The sequence below is a fragment of the Streptococcus koreensis genome (assembly GCF_003627135.1).
GTDB classification, from domain to species: Bacteria; Bacillota; Bacilli; order Lactobacillales; family Streptococcaceae; genus Streptococcus; species Streptococcus ilei.
This window is the reverse complement of record NZ_CP032620.1, coordinates 1,883,585-1,906,964: the sequence shown is the minus strand read 5'-3', so window position 1 is coordinate 1,906,964 and position 23,380 is coordinate 1,883,585. Positions and strand designations below refer to the sequence as shown.

The window sequence follows — 23,380 nt, the reverse complement described above, 5'->3', positions numbered from 1 at the left end:
GTTCCATGACTTAGTTTTGAGCCTAAGGTCTCAAAACTCCCGAGTGCCTGAAACAACTGTGTTTCAGGCACTTTTCTCACGGCGGAAAGTTTTTCATCTTCTTAAACGACTAAAAAATGAAAGTCATTTTTTGAAAATCATCCAACTGTTTTATAAAAAAATAATAGTTTGTCTGGATTCAACAAGGAGCTGGGCTCCTTTTTTTCTTTCTCTTCTATAGAAGCCTCTTCGGTTACGAATTATATAAGTGGAGGTGATGACATGTTTATTGCGACAGATGCAAAGCAACAGCGTTGGAATTGTTTGGAGAAGATCCCGATGAAAAAGGAAGGTCCTTTTTTCTGTCTCCTGTGTGGAAAGGAAGTTCGCTTAAAGAAAGGGTCCGTGATGCGTCCTCATTTTGCTCACGTTAGCTTAGAGGCTTGCCCCTTCCATCATGAAACGGAGAGTCCAGAGCATTTGGAGTTAAAGCTGGCACTTTATCAATGGGCCAAGCAACACTCCAATGCTGAAGTAGAAAGTTCTCTGCAGGTTTTCCAACAGATTGCGGATATTCTCCTTCCAGATCAAAAGCTTGCCTTAGAAGTGCAATGTAGTTCCTTGTCCATGGAGCGTTTAAAAGAACGGAGCGATGCCTATCGCAAGCATGGTTATCAAGTTTACTGGTTGCTAGGGAAAAACTTATGGCTCAAGAAAAGCCTGTCAGCTCTGCAAGAAGGTTTTGTCTATTTTAGTCAAAATAGGGGCTTTCATCTCTGGGAGTTGGATCTAGAGCAACAGGAAGTTCGGCTCCACTATCTGATCCATCAAGACTTGCGAGGGCGTCTTCATTATCGGACTCAACATTTTCCTTTTTATGGAGGGAATTTGTTAGATGTTTTGCGGACCCCCTATGCCCAACAAGGCTTGCAACGAATGACGGTCTCTCTAGACAGACAGTTTAAGGACTATCTTCGTCAACAGCTGTATTACCGGCATCCTAAGTGGATGGCCCTCCAAGAACAACTCTATCTGAAAGGAAAGCATCTCCTGGAGTTGGACTTGGAAGCCTTTTATCCCCTGTGTCGGCCACTGAAGTCTAGGAATTTTATTCAGATTAGGGGAGACTGGCAAGCCTATTATCAGAACTTTATGACCTACTATCGTTCAACTGGAATGAAAGCGACGCAGACTCTTTATTCACCTCGTTTTTATCAGAACTGGAAAGCTTAAATTTCTGTCAATCAAATACCCCCAAATGGTAATATTTCAGCAGAATAAAAGCTGAAATAGACGCGCAAAACTATTTACTTTCGGTAGAAAAGAGGTATAATATACCTAGAAACGAAAGCGAACAAACAAAGAAGAATCTGAAGTATTGGAAGGAGGAATTGAAAAAATATGAAGATTAAACATATTTTACAGTTACCCTTCGGTACGTCTATCAATTTAGACGAAAATATCCCCGAATCCGGAGTAGTGGGCAAGTTTTTGACCGTTAATTTTGAAAATTACTATAAAGTTGTGGGAGCTCCGACGAACATTTTTTCAGAGGTCTTGATTTCAAAAGCTGAAATGTTGACGGAAGGTCAAGAAGTTCATTTTGTATAAAAATAAGTACTTAGATAATAATCTAGGTGCTTTTTATGTTAGAATAGAAGCATTGGAGGATTTTTGTAATGGTAAAACAACGAAATGAAATTGATGAAAAATACCAATGGGATTTGTCGACCATTTTTGCGACAGACCAAGCATGGGAAGAAGAAGCAACTGCCTTAGCTGCAGCTATTAAAGATGCTGCCCATTTTGCAGGCTCTTTATTGTCTTCTCCAGCCAACCTATTAGAAACCACAGAAGTTTATTTGGACTTGAGCCGTCGTTTGGAGAAGGTTTATGTCTACGCTCATATGAAGAATGACCAGGACACACGCGTAGCCAAATACCAAGAATTCCAATCAAAAGCCATGTCCCTATACAGCCTTTTAGGGGAGACCTTTGCCTTCTACGAACCAGAATTTATGGAGATCACCGAAGAGCAATATACCAACTTCTTGAAAGAAGTCCCTGCCCTAGAAGCTTATGCTCATTACTTTGATAAATTACTCAAAACCAAAGAGCATGTCCTTTCTCAAAAAGAAGAAGAATTATTAGCAGGAGCGGGTGAAATCTTCGCTGCAGCGGGTGAAACTTTTGAGATCTTGGACAATGCAGATATCGTCTTCCCGATGGTGAAGGATGACCAAGGCCAAGAAGTGCAGTTGACCCATGGGAACTATATTTCTTTAGTAGAGTCTAAGGATCGCCAAGTACGTAAGGAAGCTTACCAAGCCTTGTATGGTGTCTACGAACAGTACCAACATACTTATGCGAAGACCCTTCAGACCAACGTCAAGGTTCACAATTACAATGCCAAGGTTCGCAAATTCTCAAGCGCGCGTGAGGCAGCTCTTTCTGCTAACTTTATCCCAGAAAGCGTCTATGATAGCTTGGTAGAAGCGGTGAACAAGCACTTGCCTTTGTTGCAACGCTACGTGAAACTCCGCTCAAAAATCTTGGGAATTGAAGATTTGAAGATGTATGATGTCTACACGCCACTGTCTTCTACTGATTACAAGTTCACCTATGAAGAAGCTATTGCTAAGTCTGAGCAAGCTTTGGCGGTGCTTGGAGATGACTACCTATCACGCGTGAAGCGCGCCTTTACTGAACGTTGGATCGACGTCCATGTCAACCAAGGAAAACGTTCAGGTGCCTATTCAGGTGGATCGTACGACACCAATGCCTTTATGTTGTTGAACTGGCAAGATACATTGGATAATCTCTTCACCTTAGTGCATGAGACTGGCCACAGTATGCATTCTAGCTATACCCGTGAAACCCAACCTTATGTCTATGGGGATTATTCTATCTTCCTTGCTGAGATTGCTTCCACAACAAATGAAAATATCTTGACCGAGCAATTATTGGCAGAAGTAGAAGATGATGAAACCCGTTTTGCCATTCTCAACCATTTCTTGGATGGCTTCCGTGGTACAGTCTTCCGTCAAACCCAGTTTGCTGAGTTTGAACATGCGATTCACAAGGCCGACCAAGAAGGACAAGTCTTGACCAGCGAATTCTTGAATGAGCTGTATGCAGACTTGAACGAGAAATATTATGGTCTTTCAAAAGAAGATAACCCAGAAATCCAATACGAATGGGCTCGCATTCCTCATTTCTACTATAACTACTATGTTTTCCAATATTCAACTGGTTTTGCAGCAGCCTCTGCCTTGGCTGAGAAAATTGTGCATGGAACACAGGAAGATAAGGACAAATACCTAGAGTATTTAAAGGCCGGAAATTCGGATTATCCACTCAACGTGATCCGCAAGGCGGGTGTCGATATGGAAAAAGAAGACTATCTCAATGCAGCCTTTGAAGTCTTTGAACGTCGTCTCAATGAATTTGAGGCTCTGGTTGAAAAATTAGGATTGGCCTAAGATGGTTGAGTCTTACAGTAAAAATGCTAACCACAATATGCGCAGACCGGTCGTGAAGGAGGAGATTGTCTCCTTCATGCGGGAGCGCCAAGCACCGGTAACCGATGCTTTAAAGGAGCTAGAAGAATTTGCTCGTCGGGAAAATATTCCCATTATCCCTCATGAAACGGTCGCTTTCTTTCGTCTCTTTTTGCAGACCATGCAGCCCAAGTCTATTTTAGAAATTGGGACAGCGATCGGCTTTTCAGCCCTCTTGATGGCGGAGCAAGTGCCGGATGCAAAGATTATGACCATTGATCGCAACGAGGAAATGATTGGTTTTGCCAAGGAAAACTTTGCTCGTTTTGATCAACGCAAGCAAATCACTCTCTTAGAGGGAGATGCGGTGGACCTGCTGGAGCATATTGAGCAACGCTTTGACTTGATTTTTATGGATTCGGCTAAGTCTAAGTACATCGTCTTTCTTCCAGAAGTTCTCAAACGATTGGAAGTTGGAGGAGTCGTGATTTTGGACGATATCTTCCAAGGAGGAGATGTGGCGCGTGATATTATGGAAGTTCGTCGTGGACAACGGACCATCTATCGAGGTTTGCAACGTCTCTTTGACGCCACTTTGGACCATCCTGGCTTGACAGCCAGTCTGATTCCCCTCGGTGACGGCATTCTTATGATTCGTAAAAATCAGGAAGAGGTTTCTTTGCCGACAGAAGAGTAGCTTTTAGACTTTTTTAAGTTATCCTGTTGAATTTGTGGTAAAATAGTAGCAGTGAATTTTAGAATGGAGAAATAAACATGAAGAAAAAATTTGTAGCTGGAGCGGTAACCCTTTTATCAGTCGTAGCGCTAGCAGCTTGTGCAAAAAGTGGCAGTGACAAAGATATCGTCACCATGAAGGGAGATACCATTACTGTTGGTGACTTCTATGATGAAATCAAACACAACCAAGGTGCACAACAATACCTTTTCCAAATGACGATTAACAAAGTCTTTGAAAAAGAATACGGCTCAAAAGTCTCAGACAAAGATGTTGAGAAAAAAGTTGATGAGCAGAAAAAACAATTGGGTGAAGCTTTCAATAGCTACCTCACACAACAAGGTTTAACAGAAGAAACCAACAAACAACAAATCCGTAGCAACCTTTTGTTAGAGTATGCGGTTGACCAAGCTATTTCAAAAGAGTTGACAGACGAAGCATACAAGAAAGCCTTTGAAACTTATACACCAGAAATCACTGCAAATGTGATTAAATTGGATTCAGAAGAAAAAGCCAATGAAGTTCTTGCAAGTGTAAAAGCTGAAGGAGCAGACTTTGCACAAATTGCCAAAGAAAACTCTACAGATGCTAGCACCAAGGATAAGGGTGGAGAAATCAAATTTGACTCTGGAACAACAACGGTTCCAACCCGTGTCAAGGAAGCGGCGTCTAAGCTTGATGTAAATGGTATTTCTGATGTTATCATTGTTCCTGCTAGTCAAAATAACGCTGCTAGCTACTATATCGTGAAAGTAACCAAGAAGGAAGAAAAAGGTTCTGATTGGAAGAAATACGAAAAACGCTTGAAAGAAATTCTAACGGCAGATCGTAAAAATGATGCCAACTTTATCCGTAGCATCATTGCCAAAGCAATGACAAATGCCAATATCAAGGTGAAAGATGATGCCTTCAAGGCAACCTTCAACCAATACATGCAAAATATTGGTGCAACCACAGAAGGCAGCTCATCTTCTAAATAAGGATAATTCTTTTTTCCGGATGCAGAAATTATGAAGTACTTAGAAGTTTATGAGAAATTTGTCCATAAATGGACAGGAATCTACAGCGACCTCTTCCTACAATTTAAGATGTCTCGGAAGTAGGAGTATATAAAAGAAAACGAATCAGTAACAGCTGGTTCGTTTTTTAGAAAAAATAGAAATCATGGTATAATAGTTTTAGGTTGAGAGTTATTAGAATTGTTTATAGCATCTCTGAAAATTTAATTCTAAAGGAGTTCAAAATGAGCCGGACCACGCAAATGCATATATATATATATATAACCTAATAAAAAAATGTAGAAAATATATACTGAAACCTACTGAAAATACAGTAGGCTTTTTGCGTTTCTTGGAGGTATCTAATGGCTAAAAAGTTATTAAATATCACTGAGATTGAGGATAGAACCAAGGTTTTAGTAGAAAATCTTAATAAATCGACATTTATTGTTGATTTTGTTTCATTGTTTGATATTACTAAAACGACCATAACAAGAGCAAGTAAAACTGCTTCTAATGATTTTATAATAAAAAACAAATTGTATTTTCGTAAAGTTGAAAGCCAACCTTTTCTTGCGTTAACTGAGATTGATAAAGAGATGTCGGGACAGGCTCGTAAACCTCGATTTATTATTACAACAGATTTTCAAGAATTATATGCAAAGGATACACAGACAGAGTTAACTTTAGCAATTACTTTTGATGATTTACCAGCCTATTGTGATTTCTTCTTGCCCTGGAATGGTATTGAAAAGATTGATTATGAGAAGGAAAATCCTGCCGATGTAAAAGCTGCAGAACGTTTTACTAAACTTTATGATGAGCTAATTTCTATCAATCCTGAACTAGCCATTACTGAAACTGATGGTAAATCATTTAATCTATTTTTGATTCGTGTTCTTTTTCTATTATTTGCAGAAGATACAAATATTATCTCTAAGGGAGCTTTCACAAATGTTATTAAGATGAGGACATCCGAAGATGGTTCTGACTTGAATGAATGTATTAGAAAGCTATTTACTGTTTTAGATATGCCTGACTTTAGTCGTCAGGATTTAGAGTCGTGGTTATCAGATTTTCCTTATGTAAATGGTAAACTTTTTTCGGAGCCACATCATGATCTTATTTTTAATAAAAGAACTCGTCAATTACTCATTGAAGCAGGGGAATTGCTAAACTGGAATGAAATCAATCCAGATATTTTGGGCTCAATGATCCAAACGGTAGCAAATGCAGAAGCAAGATCAACATCGGGTATGCACTATACTAGCGTGCCCAATATTATGAAGGTCATCAAACCACTGTTTTTAGATAATTTACGAGTAGCATATACGGAATTGGAAGAACGAGCTGATTACTATATAGGAGGTGGTGACTTTAGCGAGGACCATCGTCGCAAGGAATTGCGACAACTCTTACCCAAGTTAGAAGAGTTACTCACTCGTATGTCATCTATCAAGTTTTTAGACCCTGCCTGTGGTTCTGGAAATTTCCTCATCATTACCTATAAAGAACTTCGTCGTTTAGAGATTAATATCTTAGTCAAACAGCGTGAAATTCGTGAAGCCTTAAATGAAAAAGCTGTCTATCAAGGGGAATTGCTTGCTGATGCCTCTAAGATTTCTCTATCTCAGTTTTCAGGAATTGAATTGGATGATTTTGCTCATGAAGTAGCAAGGCTATCCTTGTATATAGCGGAACACCAGATGAATGTGGAGATGGAAGAAGCACTTGCTGATGTTCATCCAAGACTACTCCCCTTAAGAGAAGCTGGAAATATCGTTTGTGGGAATGCTCTAAGAATTGACTGGGAAACTATGTTAAATGCTAAGGAAGATGACGAAGTTTATATATTTGGGAATCCGCCGTATATAGGCTCTAAAAAAATGACCTTGGAACAAAAGAAGGAACTAGAAAGTGTGATTTGTTCAGAAATTTCTTCTAAAAAATTAGACTATATTTCGGGATGGTTTTATAAGGCAACTCACCTTATTTATGGGAAAAATGCTCAATATGCTTTTGTAACAACAAATTCTATTAATCAAGGTGAACAAGTTTCAATTTTGTGGAATGTCCTTCTACGATATGGTCAAATTTCCTTTGCGTATCAATCTTTTAAATGGAACAATAGCGCGGCCCATAATGCAGGGGTAACAGTTACTATCATTGGATTTTCAAATAAAATTGATAAGAAAAGAATTATATATAGTGATAAGGGAGAAAGTTATGGAAAGAATATAAATCCCTATCTAGCTTTTGCAGATGATATTATTGTATCTAATCACAATGATTCAGAGAAGTTAAATAATTTTCCAAAAATAGTCTTTGGGAATATGCCAAGAAGTAAATATCTAATACTGACAAATGACGATAAAAATATATTAGTTCAAAGATATCCTGAAACTGAAGTGTATTTTAAAAAGTATATTGGAGCAGATGAGTATATCAATGGAAATTTTAGATATACTATTTGGATTGATCAAGATGAATATACTAAATTAGATAAGATCCATGAATTCCATCAATTATTTGAAAATGTAAGGCAAGAACGCCTGAATTCTAAGGCTGCTGGAACAAGAGAAACTGCGTCTACGCCGTGGAAATTTGTACAACGGGGCGAATGGGACGAAGCATATGAAAAAGGCGATATAGAAGGTTGTCAAGCTATTATTGTTCCGCGTGTATCATCAGAATCTCGTACTTATGTACCTATGGGATTTATTGAATCTGATACAATTGTATCAGATTCTGCCATGGTTATTTATAATGCTCCTATCTGGCTTCTTGGTATCTTAGAATCCAAAATGCACATGGTTTGGCTTCGTTCAATTGGTGGTAAATTAAAGACAGATTATCGTTATTCAGCTGGACTGGTCTATAATACATTCCCACTTCCAGAACTTTCAGATGCTCGGAAAAATATGCTTGAGGAAGCTGTTTTTGAAATGCTGGATGTTCGAGAAGAAGAAGGTGGAACCTTGGCTGAGTTGTATGGTGGCGCTAATAAACCGATGAACGAACGTCTCCGTCAAGCACATGAAAAAATTGATGGTATCGTAGAACGTGCCTACCAGCAAAAGCCTTTCGAATCAGATGAAGAACGACTCAGTGTTTTATTGAATCTATATAAAGAAATGACAGAAAAGGAAGCGAAATGACCTCAAATATATTTGAAATTAATTATAATGGTACAGGTGCTAGTCAATCAAATAATGCACTTGGTATGCGTGAAATGCAGGCGCGCGTATATGCTAAGAGAACTTCTCAACACTTACTGATTAAGGCGCCTCCTGCCTCTGGTAAGTCAAGAGCTCTGATGTTTATTGCTCTTGATAAACTACATGCTCAAGGCCTGAAAAAAGCTATAATAGCAGTTCCAGAAAGGTCTATCGGAAAATCGTTTCGTTCAACTAAATTGACTGAATATGGTTTTTACTGGGATTGGGAAGTCCTTCAAAAAAATAATTTGACTGAACAAGGAACCAGCAAAAGTAAGGTAAAACAGTTTGTAGACTTTATGCATTCAGAGTCGCCTGACGATAAAGTTCTAATCTGTACGCATGCTACCTTGCGTTTTGCCTTTGAACAGCTAGCTGATAGTGATTTTAATGACGTTCTTTTAGCTATCGATGAATTTCATCATGTATCTCAAGATGATAATTCAGTTTTAGGAAATGCCTTAAGAAATATATTAGGCAATTCAACAGCTCATGTAGTAGCTATGACTGGTTCTTACTTTCGTGGAGATTCTGTACCAATTTTGGCACCTGAAGATGAGCAAAAATTTGACAAGGTATCCTATACTTATTATGAACAATTGGAGGGATACCAATATCTGAAAAGTTTTGCCATGGGTTATAAATTTTATCGTGGTCGTTATACGGATACTTTGCACGAAGTACTTGATACAAGTAAGAAAACCATTATTCATATTCCCAATGTTAATTCAGGTGAGTCAACCAAGGATAAGTATGATGAAGTTGACCGAATTTTAGACGAATTAGGGCAAGCAGTCCCAGATCCTAAGACTGGATTATGGTTGGTAACCGAGGAAACAGGTCGTGTATTGAAGGTCGCTGACCTTGTTACAGAAGAAGGTCGTGAAAAAGTACAGGACTATCTAAATAATATGACTAGTTTAGATGATCTAGATATTATTATCGCACTAGGTATGGCTAAAGAAGGTTTTGACTGGCCTTATGCTGAGTATGCTTTAACGATTGGTTATCGTCAGTCGCTAACAGAAATTGTTCAGATTATAGGTCGAATAACACGCGATTGTTCTAATAAGACACATGCCCAATTTACTAACCTCATTGCTCAACCAGATGCTCAAGATGATGAAGTTTTCTTTGCTGTAAATAATGTTATGAAGGCTATTACAGCTAGTTTATTAATGGAATCTGTTTTAGCACCAAATTTCAAGTTCAAGCGCAAAGACCGAGAAGATCAGAAATTTTCTGGTGCAGAAATCTTTGTGAAAGGTTTAAAAGACCCTAGTACACAAAGAACAAAGGATATCATAGAAAATGATATGAATGATTTACGTGCTAGCATACTTCAAGAGCCTCGTATTCAAACTGCGATTGCTGCAGGTACAGATGCAGACGTGATTAATAAGCAGATGATTCCGGCAATCATTAAACAAATTTATCCAGACTTAAGTGGTGAGGAAGTTGAAGAGGTTCGTCAACAATTTATTACCCAATCTGTAGTCCAATCAGCTGAACGGAAAGTGGGAGTAGGACAAACGGATTTTCTAAAAATGGCAGATAAATTTGTGAATATTGATGAATTATCTATTGATTTGATTGATAGTGTCAATCCTTTCCAAAGAGCATATGAAGTTATTTCACGCGAAATCGATGCTCCAACTTTGAGACTGATTCAAGATTATATGGATGGTAAAAAAATGGAGTTTTCTGAAGAAGAGCTTTTGATTCTTTATCCTCAAATTAAGCAATTTCATAGAGAAAATAATCGCTATCCTGATAAATCAAGTAATGATATGTACGAACAGAGACTTGCTTATGCATTGCTCCAGTTAGCTCGGATGAAGAGGGAGAGTGATAATGACTGATTTTAAAAATTTAGAAGATATTTTTAATGATTCTGATTTTGAAAAATTAGTATCTCCTTTAAAACCTAAGGAAAAAAAAGTTGCAGACCGTGAAGTTGAAAAATTTATAGAAATTGTTGATTGGGTGAGAGAAAATAATGGGCATGAACCGCAAAAGTCCAGAGATATTAAAGAACGTAGTTTGTATTCACGATTGAACGGTATTAGAAAATCTCCTGATAGTATCCGAAAATTAGAACCTTATGATGAATTTGGGTTACTAAAAATAGATGTAGTTGAGTCTGATACTCCTATTTCAAGTCCTACTAGTTTAAAAGAAATTTTATCAGATGAATTGTTTGAGTCAGTGAATAGTGCTGAAAAATCTTTATTTGATGTTTCACGTTATAAACGAACGATTCAAGCGCGTGATAAAACACGAACACGTAAACGGATGGGCAATTTTGAAGATTATCAAGAATTATTTACTCATGTTCATGATGAAATTAGTGAAGGTCGTCGTCAAGTCAGAAAGTCTGATGTGATAAAAGAAAAAGAAATTAAACCTGGTATGTTCTATGTGGATAATGGAGTAATGGTTTATGTTGTTTCTAAAGGAGAAGACTTCACTGACAAGAATGGCTATACAAATGCTGAACTTCATCTCGTATATGAAAATGGTACAGAAAATGAGAAGGCCTTACTCCGTTCTTTTGTCTCAAATTTACACGATAGAACCCGACATGGACGAATGGTAACCGAATTGATAGATGATGTGATGACTGGCATCAGTCCGAGTGAACGAATTACAACTGGATATATCTATGTGGTGAAATCTTTGAGTAGCAATCCTCAAATTGCCAATATCAGTAATCTCTATAAAATCGGTTTTACAGAGGATCAAATTACAAAACGGTTAGCAAATGCAGAAAGAGAAGGAACCTATCTTTATGCTCCGGTTCAATTAGTAGCCAGTTTTGAGGTTCAGAATTTTAGCGCTAGAAAACTTGAAACTACTCTTCATCATTATTTTGCAGATAAACAATTGGAAGTGGAGCTAATAGCTCCAAATGGAGAGAATTTTGTTCCTAAAGAATGGTTTTTAGTATCATTAGATGAAATTGAGGAAGCAATTTCAAAAATCGGACTTGAAATTAGTGTACAATAAAGTAAGGAACTTACTCTTCTTTACCAGTTGACTCAAACTTTAAAAAACGGTATAATAGCAGAGTTGGGAATTGATTTTCAGTCATCTTAGTCCAGAGAAATGGCGGTGCTGCGAGCCATCTAAGCTAGGAAATCATGCTACTCAATCATACAATTGCATAAGAATAAGAGAATGACAAGTTCATTGAATGAAGGTGGTACCGCGGTTTTTCGCCCTTCGTTAGTGAGCTTGTCTTTTTTTCAGCATTTCTACCGGAGATCCTTTCTCATAAGAGAAAGGCCTTCCTATGGATTTGCAGGAGGAAACTGATGAAAACATATCTGGTCAAACAAAAGTTTCGACTTGGAGGGGAACGCTTTGACATCAAAAATGATCTGGGAATGGTAGAATACCAGGTAGAAGGTTCATTTTTGAAGATTCCCAAAACCTTTACTGTATTTGATGTGGAAGGCCAGAAGGTTAGCCATATCACGAAGAAGCCTTTTAGCCTCTTACCCCAATTCACTGTAGAATTAGCGGATGGCTCCAGTTTTTTCATCCGTAAAAAACTAACCTTACTCCGTGATAAGTACGATATTTCTAATTTAGGGCTTCGCATCGAAGGCAATATCTGGGATTTGGATTTCAAGTTATTGGATGATCGGGACCAACTGGTTGCAGAGATTAGCAAACAAGTCTTTACCTTGACGTCGACTTATCAGGTAGCTGTCTATGAAGAAAAATATGCCAATCTCGTGATTTCCTTATGTCTTGCAATTGACTATGTAGAAATGACTGAAAATGGCTCTTAAGCCAACCAATAGAAAACATGAAATAGAGGAGAAAACATGAAACAATTATCTAGTGCACAAGTCCGCCAAATGTGGCTTGATTTCTGGGCTACCAAAGGTCACTCAGTAGAACCATCTGTTAGCTTGGTTCCTGTCAACGATCCAACCCTTTTATGGATCAACTCAGGGGTAGCAACCCTTAAGAAATACTTTGATGGGACTATCATCCCTGAAAACCCACGGATTACCAATGCGCAAAAGGCCATCCGTACCAACGATATTGAAAACGTAGGAAAAACAGCTCGTCACCATACCATGTTTGAAATGTTGGGTAACTTCTCAATCGGTGATTACTTCCGTGATGAAGCCATCACTTGGGCTTATGAACTTTTGACAAGTCCTGAATGGTTTGACTTCCCCAAAGACAAACTCTACATGACCTACTACCCAGCTGATACGGATTCTTACAACCGCTGGATTGAAGTGGGCGTGGATCCAAGTCACTTGATTCCAATCGAAGACAACTTCTGGGAAATCGGTGCTGGACCTTCTGGACCAGATACAGAAATCTTCTTTGACCGTGGGGAAGCCTTTGACCCAGAAAATATTGGAATTCGCCTCCTTGCCGAAGATATCGAAAACGACCGTTACATCGAGATCTGGAACATTGTCTTGTCACAATTTAATGCAGACCCAGCAGTCCCTCGTAGCGAGTACAAGGAATTGCCACACAAGAACATTGATACGGGTGCTGGTTTGGAGCGTTTGGTAGCTGTTATCCAAGGTGCTAAGACAAACTTTGAAACAGACCTCTTCATGCCAATCATCCGTGAAGTGGAAAAATTGTCTGGTAAAGTTTACGACCAAGATGGTGACAACATGAGCTTCAAGGTTATTGCCGACCATATCCGTTCGCTTTCATTTGCTATCGGTGATGGTGCCCTTCCTGGTAATGAAGGACGCGGTTATGTCCTTCGTCGTCTTCTCCGTCGTGCCTCTATGCATGGTCAAAAATTGGGTATCAACGAACCTTTCCTTTATAAACTTGTTCCAACTGTTGGAAAGATCATGGAAAGCTACTACCCAGAAGTGCTTGAAAAACGTGACTTTATTGAAAAAATCGTTAAGAGCGAGGAAGAGTCATTTGCCCGTACCCTTCACTCAGGTCAGCACTTTGCCCAAGGTATCGTAGCAGACTTGAAAGAAAAAGGCCAAACAGTTATTGCTGGGCAAGATGTCTTCAAACTCTATGATACTTATGGATTCCCAGTAGAGTTGACAGAAGAAATCGCTGAAGAAGCTGGTATGACAGTCGACCGTGATGGTTTTGAAGCAGCCATGAAAGAGCAGCAAGAACGTGCGCGTGCGTCAGCTGTTAAAGGCGGATCCATGGGTATGCAAAATGAAACCCTTCAAAACATCACTGTTGAGAGCGTCTTTAACTACAATGCTAGCCAATTGTCCTCTAAGTTAGTGGCTATCGTAGCTGATAATGCAGAAGTAGAAGCTGTTTCAGAAGGCACTGCATCACTGATCTTTGCAGAAACTCCTTTCTACGCTGAAATGGGTGGACAGGTAGCTGACCACGGACAAATCTTGGATGCTACAGGAAATGTCGTAGCGACTGTAACAGACGTTCAAAAAGCACCAAACGGACAAGCTCTTCATACCGTTGAAGTTCTTGCGCCACTTGCTTTGAACCAAGAATACACCTTGGCTATCGATAGCAATCGTCGTCACCGTGTCATGAAGAACCACACAGCGACTCACTTGCTCCATGCAGCTCTTCACAATATCCTTGGCCACCATGCCACTCAAGCAGGATCACTTAATGAAGTGGAATTCCTACGTTTTGACTTCACTCACTTCCAAGCGGTAACTCCTGAAGAATTGCGTGCCATTGAACAACAAGTCAATGAAAAGATTTGGGAAGCGATCGCTGTAGAAACAGTTGAGACAGATATTGACACAGCTAAAGAAATGGGAGCGATGGCCCTCTTTGGTGAGAAATACGGTAAGGAAGTCCGTGTTGTGACCATCAGTGATTACTCAGTGGAACTGTGTGGTGGTACCCACGTTGGCAATACTTCTGAAATCGGTCTCTTCAAGATTGTCAAAGAAGAAGGGATTGGATCAGGAACTCGTCGTATCTTGGCAGTGACTGGTAAAGAGGCCTTTGAAGCTTACCGTGAACAAGAAGATGCTCTGAAAGCAGTCGCAGCAACCTTGAAAGCCCCTCAACTCAAGGAAGTTCCTCATAAGGTTGAAGGACTTCAAGAGCAACTCCGTCAATTGCAAAAAGAAAATGCAGAATTGAAGGAAAAAGCAGCAGCAGCGGCAGCAGGCGATGTCTTCAAGAATGTTCAAGAAGCAAACGGCCACCGTTACATTGCCAGTCAAGTTTCTGTATCAGATGCAGGTGCACTTCGTACCTTTGCGGATAACTGGAAACAAAAAGACTACTCTGATGTGCTTGTTCTTGTCGCAGCTATCGGTGACAAGGTTAACCTTCTCGTAGCAAGCAAGAGCAAAGACATCCATGCAGGAAACCTTGTCAAAGAATTGGCTCCAATCGTCGATGGTCGTGGTGGTGGAAAACCAGACATGGCCATGGCAGGAGGAAGCAACCAAGCCAAGATTCAAGACTTGTTGGATGCCGTAGCAAGTAAATTGTAAGAATCGAAGAGGTTGGATGTTTGTCCAACCTCTTATTTTAAAAAAGAAGCGGCTCCAATCAGAAAAAGATTGCAACAAAAAACCTTTCCGTCTGGAAAGGTTTTTGACTTATAGTCCGTAATTATAATCGTCATCCTGCATGGCTTCTACTTCACCGAGAAGGTAACCATTCCCGACTTGAGAGAAGAAGTCGTGGTTGGATGTACCGGTTGAGATTCCGTTCATGACGATTGGGTTGACATCATCTGCTGAGTCTGGGAAAAGTGGATCTTGTCCCAGGTTCATGAGGGCTTTGTTAGCGTTGTAACGAAGGAAGGTCTTGACTTCCTCAGTCCAGCCCACACCGTCATAGAGGCTCTCTGTGTAGCCTTCTTCGTTTTCATAGAGGGTGTAGAGCAGGTCATACATCCATTCTTTGAGTTTTTCTTGTTCTTCTTCTGGTAATTCGTTAAATCCGAGTTGGAACTTGTAGCCGATATAGGTTCCGTGAACAGATTCGTCCCGAATGATCAACTTGATGATTTCAGCCACATTGGCTAACTTGTTGTTTCCGAGATAGTAGAGCGGTGTGAAGAAACCAGAGTAGAAGAGGAAGGTTTCAAGAAAGACGCTGGCTACTTTCTTTTCTAGAGGAGTTCCATTGAGGTAGATTTCATTGATGATTTCTGCCTTCTTCTGAAGGAAAGGATTGGTATTGGTCCATTCGAAAATCTCTTCGATTTCTGACTTGGTATTCAAGGTAGAAAAGATTGAAGAGTAAGACTTAGCATGGACAGATTCCATGAATTGGATGTTGTTAAAGACAGCTTCTTCGTGGGGAGTACGGATATCTGCACGAAGGGCTTGCACACCAGTTTCGGACTGCATAGTATCCAAGAGTGTCAATCCACCAAAGACTTTACCGACCAAGTCTTTTTCTTTGAGAGATAACTTTCTCCAGTCGTCCAAGTCGTTTGACAAAGGAATACGTGTATCCAACCAGAATTGTTCGGTTAGCTTTTCCCAAGTAGATTTATCGATGACATCTTCGATGGCATTCCAGTTAATGGCTTTGTAGTAAGTTTCCATTTGAAATCTCTTTCTTTTTCTAATTCATTCGATCATACAATCATTGTTATTCTAACACAATTGTTAGCATACCGCACAAAAAGTCGGCGGACCGACTTTTGGTAGCAGTGGATCAGAGTGTCTTAGATGACACAGCTTTCACATTGGTTCGCGCCAACTTCTCCACCATCATCAGTAAAGGTACGGACGTAGTAGATAGACTTGATTCCCTTATTAAAGGCGTAGTTGCGAAGGATAGACAAGTCACGAGTGGTTTGTTTGTTTTCAGTTTTCCATTCGTAAAGACCTTTTGGAATGTCACTGCGCATAAAGAGAGTCAGTGAGAGCCCTTGGTCTACGTGCTCAGTTGCGGCAGCATAGACATCGATGACTTTTCGCATATCCATGTCGTAGGCAGAAGTGTAGTAAGGGATGGTATCTGTTGATAATCCTGCTGCAGGGTAGTAGATCTTCCCGATTTTCTTCTCTTGACGTTCTTCAATCCGTTGTGTAATTGGGTGGATAGAAGCAGACACGTCATTGATGTAGCTGATAGAACCATTTGGTGCGACAGCTAAACGGTTTTGGTGGTAAAGACCATCTGCTTTCACTTTATCACGAAGTTCAGCCCAATCTTCTGCACTAGGGATGAAGATGTCTTTAAAGAGTTCTTTGACACGCTCTGATTTTGGAACAAACTCTCCAGTCGTGTACTTATCAAAGTAGCTACCGTTGGCATAGTCTGATTTTTCAAAGTTGTGGAAGGTAACGCCCCGTTCACGCGCGATGTTATTTGATTCCACGAGGGTCCAGTAGTTCATAAGCATGAAGTAGATGCTAGTGAACTCAACAGACTCAGGTGATCCGTACTCGATCAATTGTTGGGCAAGATAGCTATGAAGTCCCATAGCACCAAGACCAAAGGTATGCGCTCGGCTATTTCCATGGTCGATCGTAGGAACAGCTACGATGTGAGAACTATCAGTAACGAAGGTCAAGGCACGTACCATAGCACGAATAGAACGACCAAAGTCAGGCGAGGTCATCATGTTGACCACGTTGGTTGAACCAAGATTACATGAGACGTCGGTTCCCATTTTAATGAACTCTTGAGCATCGTTGATCAAGCTTGGTTCTTGAACCTGGAGGATCTCTGAACACAAGTTACTCATGATGATTTTGCCATCAACTGGGTTGGCGCGGTTAGCAGTATCAATATTGACTACATATGGGTAACCAGATTCTTGTTGCAATTTAGAAATTTCTGTTTCCAAATCACGGGCTTTAATTTTTGTCTTACGGATGTTTGGATTAGCGACCAACTCATCATATTTTTCAGTGATGTCGATGTAGTTGAATGGCACTCCGTATTCACGCTCTACAGAATATGGGCTGAAGAGATACATTTCTTCGTTTTTACGAGCCAACTCATAGAACTTGTCTGGTACGACGACACCAAGTGAGAGGGTCTTCACACGAACTTTTTCATCGGCATTTTCTTTCTTAGTAGAAAGGAAGGCGATAATGTCTGGGTGGAAGACGTTGAGGTAAACAACCCCAGCACCTTGACGTTGACCCAATTGGTTTGAGTAAGAGAAGCTATCTTCAAAGAGTTTCATAACAGGAACGACCCCAGAAGCAGCTCCTTCATAGCCCTTGATCGGTGCTCCAGCTTCACGAAGGTTGCTGAGGGAGATTCCAACCCCACCGCCGATACGTGACAGTTGAAGGGCAGAGTTGATAGAGCGTCCAATCGCATTCATATCATCTGTTACTTGGATCAAGAAACAGGAAACCAATTCTCCACGGCGGGCACGTCCAGCATTTAAGAAAGAAGGAGTAGCTGGTTGGTAGCGTTGGTGGATGATTTCGTTTGCGATGTCTTTGGCAATGTCTTCATTTCCATCTGCAAAATAGAGAGCATTGAAGAAGACGCGGTCTTCCATGCTTTCGAGATAGTATTCTCCATCATTTGTTTTCAGCGCATACTGGTTATAGAATTTATAGGCAGCCATGAAGGACTTGAATTGGAAGTTTTGGTCTTTGATAAATTGATAAAGTTCTTCCAAGAATTCTGGACGATATTTCTTGATAAAAGCTGTTTCGATATAGTTGTGTTCAATAAGGTAGTTGATTTTATCCGTTATTGAATCAAAGGCCATAGTATTTGGCACAACATTTTCTTTGAAGAAGGCATTCAAAGCTTCTTTATCTTTATGAAGCATGATTTGACCGTTTACTGGACGGTTGATTTCATTATTAAGACGGAAGTAGGTTACGTCTTCAAGTGATTTTAATCCCATAATGTTCCTTTTTCTAATTCAAAAACAAAGGGGAGGCAAGCTCCCCTGTACAAGTAAAAGGGCCAGGGAACACAGTAGTCAAGGACTACAGTCATCCATTCCCTAGACCAATCAAATCCTGTTTGATAATGTTAAGATAATTTCTTGAGCTTAGCTGGTTGGAAGCCAGAGAAGACTTCATCTGCCGTTTGGATAACTGGCGCAGCATTGAAACCAAGGTTCTTCACATGGTCTACAAACTCAGGTTGCTCATCTAGATTAATTTCACGGTATTCAACGTGATTGGTATCTAAAAAACGTTTGGTCATTTTACATTGAACGCAATTATTTTTTGAATAAATTGTCACCATAATGTGATCTAACTCCTCTAAATTCATAAATCTGTATCTAGTATAAACAAAAGGTTTTTCCTTGTCAAGAGTTTTAACTAAATATTGTGCACATAAATTAACTATACCGGAAGATACCACAATATGTAGTATTGTAAGAATTAGTGAAAATTGAGGAAAACGTGATAAAATATAGGTTTTTTAAGTCAAAGGAATTCCTATCTTTTTCCTAAAATTCTATATACTGTGTCCGTGAAAGCAATTCTATTTATTTAATAGAAGAAAGTAAAAAAAGAAGATCAAAAGAAGAGAAAAATTGAGTGCTTCCTGTAAGTATTTTCAGTAAGTGTGTGATAAAAATCTTGAAAAATAATGAAGAAGATGATATAATAGCAAATTGTAAGGGTTATCACAGATAACTCAAAACTAATTTTAAAAGGAGAGTCAAACTATGGCTTCTAAAGATTTCCACATCGTGGCAGAAACAGGTATCCACGCACGTCCAGCAACTTTGTTGGTTCAAACTGCTAGCAAATTTGCTTCAGATATTACTCTTGAATACAAAGGTAAATCAGTTAACTTGAAATCAATCATGGGTGTTATGAGCCTTGGTGTTGGTCAAGGAGCTGACGTTGTAATCTCAGCTGAAGGAGCTGACGCTGATGATGCTCTTGCAGCAATCGCTGAAACAATGGAAAAAGAAGGATTGGCATAAACATGACAGAAATGCTTAAAGGAATTGCAGCATCTGATGGTGTTGCCGTTGCTAAGGCATATCTACTTGTTCAACCCGACTTGTCATTTGAAACAATCTCAGTTGAAGATACAAATGCAGAAGAAGCTCGTTTGGATGCAGCTCTTGAAGCTTCACAAAACGAGCTTTCTCTTATTCGGGAGAATGCAGTAGCGAGCCTTGGTGAGGAAGCAGCACAAGTATTTGATGCTCACATGATGGTTCTTTCTGACCCTGAAATGGTTGGTCAGATCAAGGAAACAATTCGCACGAAGAAGGTGAATGCTGAGGCTGGTTTAAAAGAAGTTACAGACATGTTTATCACCATCTTTGAAGGAATGGAAGATAACCCATACATGCAAGAACGTGCAGCAGATATTCGCGACGTTACCAAACGTGTTCTTGCAAACTTGCTTGGTAAAAAATTGCCAAACCCTGCGACCATCAATGAAGAAGCAATTGTGGTTGCGCATGACTTGACCCCATCAGATACAGCTCAATTGAACAAACAGTTCGTTAAAGCTTTTGTTACAAACATTGGTGGCCGTACAAGTCACTCAGCGATCATGGCGCGTACACTTGAAATCGCAGCTGTTCTTGGTACAAACAACATTACAGATCTTGTAAAAGATGGTGATGTTTTGGCCGTATCTGGAATCACTGGTGAAGTTGTTATCAACCCAAGTGAAGAACAAATCGCAGAATTCAAATCAGCTGGTGAAGCTTACGCGAAACAAAAAGCTGAATGGGCTCTTTTGAAAGATGCGAAAACTGTTACTGCAGATGGGAAACACTTCGAGTTGGCTGCTAACATCGGTACACCTAAAGACGTTGAAGGTGTGAATGAGAATGGTGCAGAAGCAGTTGGACTCTATCGTACTGAATTCTTGTACATGGACTCTCAAGACTTCCCAACTGAAGATGATCAATACGAAGCATACAAAGCGGTTCTTGAAGGTATGAACGGTAAACCTGTTGTCGTTCGTACGATGGATATCGGCGGGGATAAAGAACTTCCTTACTTCGATCTTCCTAAAGAAATGAACCCATTCTTGGGTTACCGTGCTTTGCGTATCTCCATCTCTGAAACTGGTAACCAAATGTTCCGTACTCAATTACGTGCCTTGCTTCGTGCATCTGTTCACGGTAAATTGCGGATCATGTTCCCAATGGTTGCTTTGTTGACGGAGTTCCGTACCGCTAAAGGTATTCTTGAAGAAGAAAAAGCGAAATTGGTTGCTGAAGGTGTTGCCGTTGCTGACGACATCGAAGTAGGTATCATGATTGAAATCCCAGCAGCAGCAATGTTGGCTGACCAATTTGCCAAAGAAGTTGACTTCTTCTCAATTGGTACAAACGACTTGATCCAATACACAATGGCTGCTGACCGTATGAACGAACAAGTATCATACCTTTACCAACCATATAACCCATCAATCCTTCGCTTGATTAACAACGTTATCAAGGCAGCTCACGCTGAAGGTAAATGGGCTGGTATGTGTGGTGAAATGGCCGGTGACCAAACAGCTGTTCCACTCCTTGTCGGAATGGGCTTGGATGAGTTCTCAATGTCAGCTACATCAGTCCTTCGTACACGTAGCTTGATGAAGAAATTGGATACAACTAAGATGCAAGAATACGCTAACCGTGCTCTTACTGAATGTTCAACAATGGAAGAAGTTCTTGAACTTTCTAAAGAATACGTGAACGTAGATTAATTGATTTTAAGAATCTGATAACAAAGTTATCACCTTGGAAGAGGTGGTAGCTTTTTTATTTTGCTACTTTATTTGTCTTATAAAGGAAGTAGCTGAATAAAAATAGAGTAGATATCCCTATATCAAAACAAAAAATCTAAATTTTCTAAAAATTTTCGGAAATAGCTTTAATTACAATTATTTTTATAGTATAATGTTAGAAAGATAGTTTGAAAGGTGAACAATTCTGAATCTATTTTAGGAAATTTCAGGGAAATAATGGAAGTTTCAAAATTTTTTCATAAATTTTCATCGTAATATTCAAGAAAAAATCTTGAATATTTCAACTATTTATAGTAGAATAATACTAATAGGAAGCGCTTACATAAAAGCGAGAGAGGTGAGTGAATGGATACGAAACAAGCATTGTATACATTTGGAACTGGGGAGAACTTTCATCTTCAACATTATCTAGGGGCTCATAAAGAGCAAGTAGATGGTGTGGAAGGGTATAGTTTCCGTGTATGGGCTCCAAATGCTCAGGCAGTACACCTAGTAGGTGATTTTACCCAATGGGAAGAAAATGAAATTCCTATGGTGCGAAACGAAGCTGGTGTTTGGGAAGTTTTTACAACTGCACCTCAAGTTGGCGATATCTATAAGTTCCATGTTACAAGACAAAATGGCCATCGCTTGATGAAGGTGGATCCTTTAGCAGTCCGCATGGAAAAACGTCCAGGTACAGGAGCAGTCATTACGGAGATTCCTGAGCGGAAATGGAAAGATGGACTCTGGATGGCGAGACGGAGAAAACTTGGCTTTAGATCTCGTCCAGTAAATATTTATGAAGTTCACGCAGGTTCTTGGAAACGCAACGAAGATGGAAGCCCTTATTCCTTTGCTCAGTTGAAGGAAGACTTGATTCCTTACTTGGTAAAAATGAACTATACCCATGTGGAGTTCATGCCGGTGATGGCTCACCCGCTTGGATTAAGTTGGGGCTACCAATTGATGGGTTACTTTGCCTTAGAGCATACCTACGGAACACCGGAAGAGTTTCAGGATTTTGTTGAGGCCTGTCACTTGAATAACATCGGGGTGATTGTGGACTGGGTTCCAGGACACTTTACCATCAATGATGATGCCTTGGCTTATTACGATGGAACACCAACCTTTGAATACCAAGACCATCATCGTGCCCACAACTATGGCTGGGGAGCTTTGAACTTCGACCTAGGGAAAAACCAGGTCCAATCCTTCCTCATCTCTAGTGTGAAGTTCTGGATTGAGTTTTATCATTTGGATGGAATTCGGGTCGATGCGGTCAGCAACATGCTTTACTTAGACTATGATAGTGGACCATGGACACCAAATATTGATGGTGGAAATCTCAACTATGAGGGGATCCATTTCCTTAAGCGGATGAATGCTGTGATTAAATCAGAACATCCGGATGTTATCATGGTAGCGGAGGAAAGTTCATCTGGCACCAAGATTACTGGTCCAGAAGAGTATGGTGGTTTAGGATTTGACTACAAGTGGAATATGGGTTGGATGAATGATATCCTTCGCTTCTACGAGGAAGATCCTATTTATCGGAAATTTGATTTTAACTTGGTGACCTTTAGCTTTATGTATGCTTTCTCTGAAAACTTCTTGTTGCCATTTTCTCACGATGAAGTGGTCCACGGGAAGAAGAGTCTTATGCATAAGATGTGGGGAGATCGCTACAACCAGTTCGCTGGCTTGCGAAACCTCTTGACCTATCAGATTTGTCACCCAGGTAAGAAATTGCTCTTCATGGGTTCAGAGTTCGGCCAATTCTTAGAATGGAAGTCTGAAGAACAGCTAGAATGGTCCAATCTGGAAGATGACATGAACCGCAAGATGCAAGAGTTTACTTCACAGCTCAATCAATTCTACAAAGATAACAAGATGCTCTGGGAAATTGATGATAGCTATGATGGTATTGAGATTATTGATGCAGATAACCGAGATCAAAGTGTCTTGACCTTTACTCGTAAGGATAAAAAAGGGAATCATCTGCTATGTATCTTTAATATGGCCCCAGTAGAGCGCAAGGACTTTACAGTCGGCGTCCCTGTTGCTGGAGTCTATGAAGAAATTTGGAATACAGAATTAGAGAAATGGGGAGGTGTCTGGAAAGAGCACAACCAGGAAGTGAAGACTCAAGAGGGATTATGGAAAGATTATCCACAAACCTTGACCTTCACCTTACCGGCTCTTGGAGCTAGTGTATGGAAAGTGAAACGTAAACTTCGTTCCAATGTGTCTAAAACAAAAAAATAGTTGTTGGTGATCAACTGATCGCAGTCTATGATCCCATTCCTAACTTTGTAGAAGAAGTTACAGCACCTCTTCTCA

The 23,380-nt window shown here is 39.9% G+C and carries 16 protein-coding genes and 1 pseudogene; 14 read left to right on the top strand and 3 right to left on the bottom strand.

The features are described from left to right. The first annotated feature begins 261 nt into the window (after nucleotides 1-261). From D7D50_RS09520 to alaS, 11 genes and pseudogenes are all read left to right on the top strand, one after another. Nucleotides 262-1,212 (top strand): competence protein CoiA, encoded by a 951-nt coding sequence (locus D7D50_RS09520; RefSeq protein ID WP_023022714.1) that lies wholly within the window; start codon nucleotides 262-264, stop codon nucleotides 1,210-1,212. 168 nt (nucleotides 1,213-1,380) lie between these two features. Next, nucleotides 1,381-1,590 carry a hypothetical protein gene (locus tag D7D50_RS09515; RefSeq protein WP_023022716.1) on the top strand — a complete coding sequence of 70 codons (210 nt, stop codon included), beginning with the start codon at nucleotides 1,381-1,383 and terminating at the stop codon, nucleotides 1,588-1,590. Nucleotides 1,591-1,658: 68 nt separating this feature from the next. Then, complete coding sequence (gene pepF, locus D7D50_RS09510; RefSeq protein ID WP_120702166.1) at nucleotides 1,659-3,461, top strand: oligoendopeptidase F; 1,803 nt, start codon at nucleotides 1,659-1,661, stop codon at nucleotides 3,459-3,461. Nucleotide 3,462: 1 nt separating this feature from the next. Further along, nucleotides 3,463-4,176, top strand: a complete 714-nt coding sequence (locus D7D50_RS09505) for an O-methyltransferase (protein ID WP_120702165.1) — start codon at nucleotides 3,463-3,465, stop codon at nucleotides 4,174-4,176. A gap of 77 nt (nucleotides 4,177-4,253) precedes the next feature. Then, nucleotides 4,254-5,195: a peptidylprolyl isomerase PrsA gene (gene prsA / locus D7D50_RS09500; RefSeq protein WP_120702163.1), complete on the top strand. Its 942-nt coding sequence runs from the start codon at nucleotides 4,254-4,256 to the stop codon at nucleotides 5,193-5,195. A 9-nt stretch (nucleotides 5,196-5,204) separates the two neighbouring features. Continuing rightward, nucleotides 5,205-5,318: pseudogene (locus D7D50_RS09495) on the top strand (spermidine/putrescine ABC transporter substrate-binding protein); the annotation flags it as partial. Nucleotides 5,319-5,578: 260 nt separating this feature from the next. Further along, nucleotides 5,579-8,371, top strand: coding sequence for a class I SAM-dependent DNA methyltransferase (locus tag D7D50_RS09490; RefSeq protein WP_120702161.1), 2,793 nt, complete (start codon nucleotides 5,579-5,581; stop codon nucleotides 8,369-8,371). Continuing rightward, nucleotides 8,368-10,293, top strand: coding sequence for a DEAD/DEAH box helicase (locus D7D50_RS09485; RefSeq protein ID WP_120702159.1), 1,926 nt, complete (start codon nucleotides 8,368-8,370; stop codon nucleotides 10,291-10,293). The genes D7D50_RS09490 and D7D50_RS09485 overlap by 4 nt, the downstream gene beginning before the upstream one ends. Beyond that, nucleotides 10,286-11,440, top strand: a complete 1,155-nt coding sequence (locus D7D50_RS09480) for a GIY-YIG nuclease family protein (RefSeq protein ID WP_120702157.1) — start codon at nucleotides 10,286-10,288, stop codon at nucleotides 11,438-11,440. Before D7D50_RS09485 ends, D7D50_RS09480 begins: the two co-directional genes overlap by 8 nt. Nucleotides 11,441-11,748: 308 nt before the next feature. Next, on the top strand, nucleotides 11,749-12,231 hold the full coding sequence (locus D7D50_RS09475) for an LURP-one-related/scramblase family protein (RefSeq protein ID WP_120702155.1): 483 nt from the start codon (nucleotides 11,749-11,751) through the stop codon (nucleotides 12,229-12,231). A 36-nt stretch (nucleotides 12,232-12,267) separates the two neighbouring features. Next, nucleotides 12,268-14,886, top strand: a complete 2,619-nt coding sequence (alaS, locus tag D7D50_RS09470) for an alanine--tRNA ligase (RefSeq protein WP_120702153.1) — start codon at nucleotides 12,268-12,270, stop codon at nucleotides 14,884-14,886. A 108-nt stretch (nucleotides 14,887-14,994) separates the two neighbouring features. On the opposite strand, the gene nrdF is transcribed toward alaS, so the two are convergent. The 3 genes from nrdF to nrdH form a co-directional block, all read right to left on the bottom strand. After that, a complete protein-coding gene (gene nrdF / locus D7D50_RS09465; RefSeq protein ID WP_023026617.1) occupies nucleotides 14,995-15,954 on the bottom strand; it encodes a class 1b ribonucleoside-diphosphate reductase subunit beta in 960 nt (319 codons plus the stop codon). A 122-nt stretch (nucleotides 15,955-16,076) separates the two neighbouring features. Then, nucleotides 16,077-18,236, bottom strand: a complete 2,160-nt coding sequence (nrdE, locus tag D7D50_RS09460; protein WP_120702151.1) for a class 1b ribonucleoside-diphosphate reductase subunit alpha — start codon at nucleotides 18,234-18,236, stop codon at nucleotides 16,077-16,079. Nucleotides 18,237-18,367: 131 nt separating this feature from the next. Then, nucleotides 18,368-18,586, bottom strand: a complete 219-nt coding sequence (gene nrdH / locus D7D50_RS09455) for a glutaredoxin-like protein NrdH (protein ID WP_006596951.1) — start codon at nucleotides 18,584-18,586, stop codon at nucleotides 18,368-18,370. Nucleotides 18,587-19,016: 430 nt separating this feature from the next. Here nrdH and D7D50_RS09450 point away from each other — a divergent pair, with 430 nt between their 5' ends. The 3 genes from D7D50_RS09450 to glgB all read left to right on the top strand — a co-directional run bounded on the left by D7D50_RS09450 (nucleotide 19,017) and on the right by glgB (nucleotide 23,305). Beyond that, on the top strand, nucleotides 19,017-19,280 hold the full coding sequence (locus D7D50_RS09450) for a phosphocarrier protein HPr (protein WP_006596636.1): 264 nt from the start codon (nucleotides 19,017-19,019) through the stop codon (nucleotides 19,278-19,280). A 2-nt stretch (nucleotides 19,281-19,282) separates the two neighbouring features. Next, nucleotides 19,283-21,016: a phosphoenolpyruvate--protein phosphotransferase gene (gene ptsP, locus D7D50_RS09445; RefSeq protein ID WP_120702149.1), complete on the top strand. Its 1,734-nt coding sequence runs from the start codon at nucleotides 19,283-19,285 to the stop codon at nucleotides 21,014-21,016. Nucleotides 21,017-21,403: 387 nt separating this feature from the next. After that, nucleotides 21,404-23,305 carry a 1,4-alpha-glucan branching protein GlgB gene (gene glgB, locus D7D50_RS09440; RefSeq protein WP_120702147.1) on the top strand — a complete coding sequence of 634 codons (1,902 nt, stop codon included), beginning with the start codon at nucleotides 21,404-21,406 and terminating at the stop codon, nucleotides 23,303-23,305. Nucleotides 23,306-23,380: the final 75 nt, after the last annotated feature.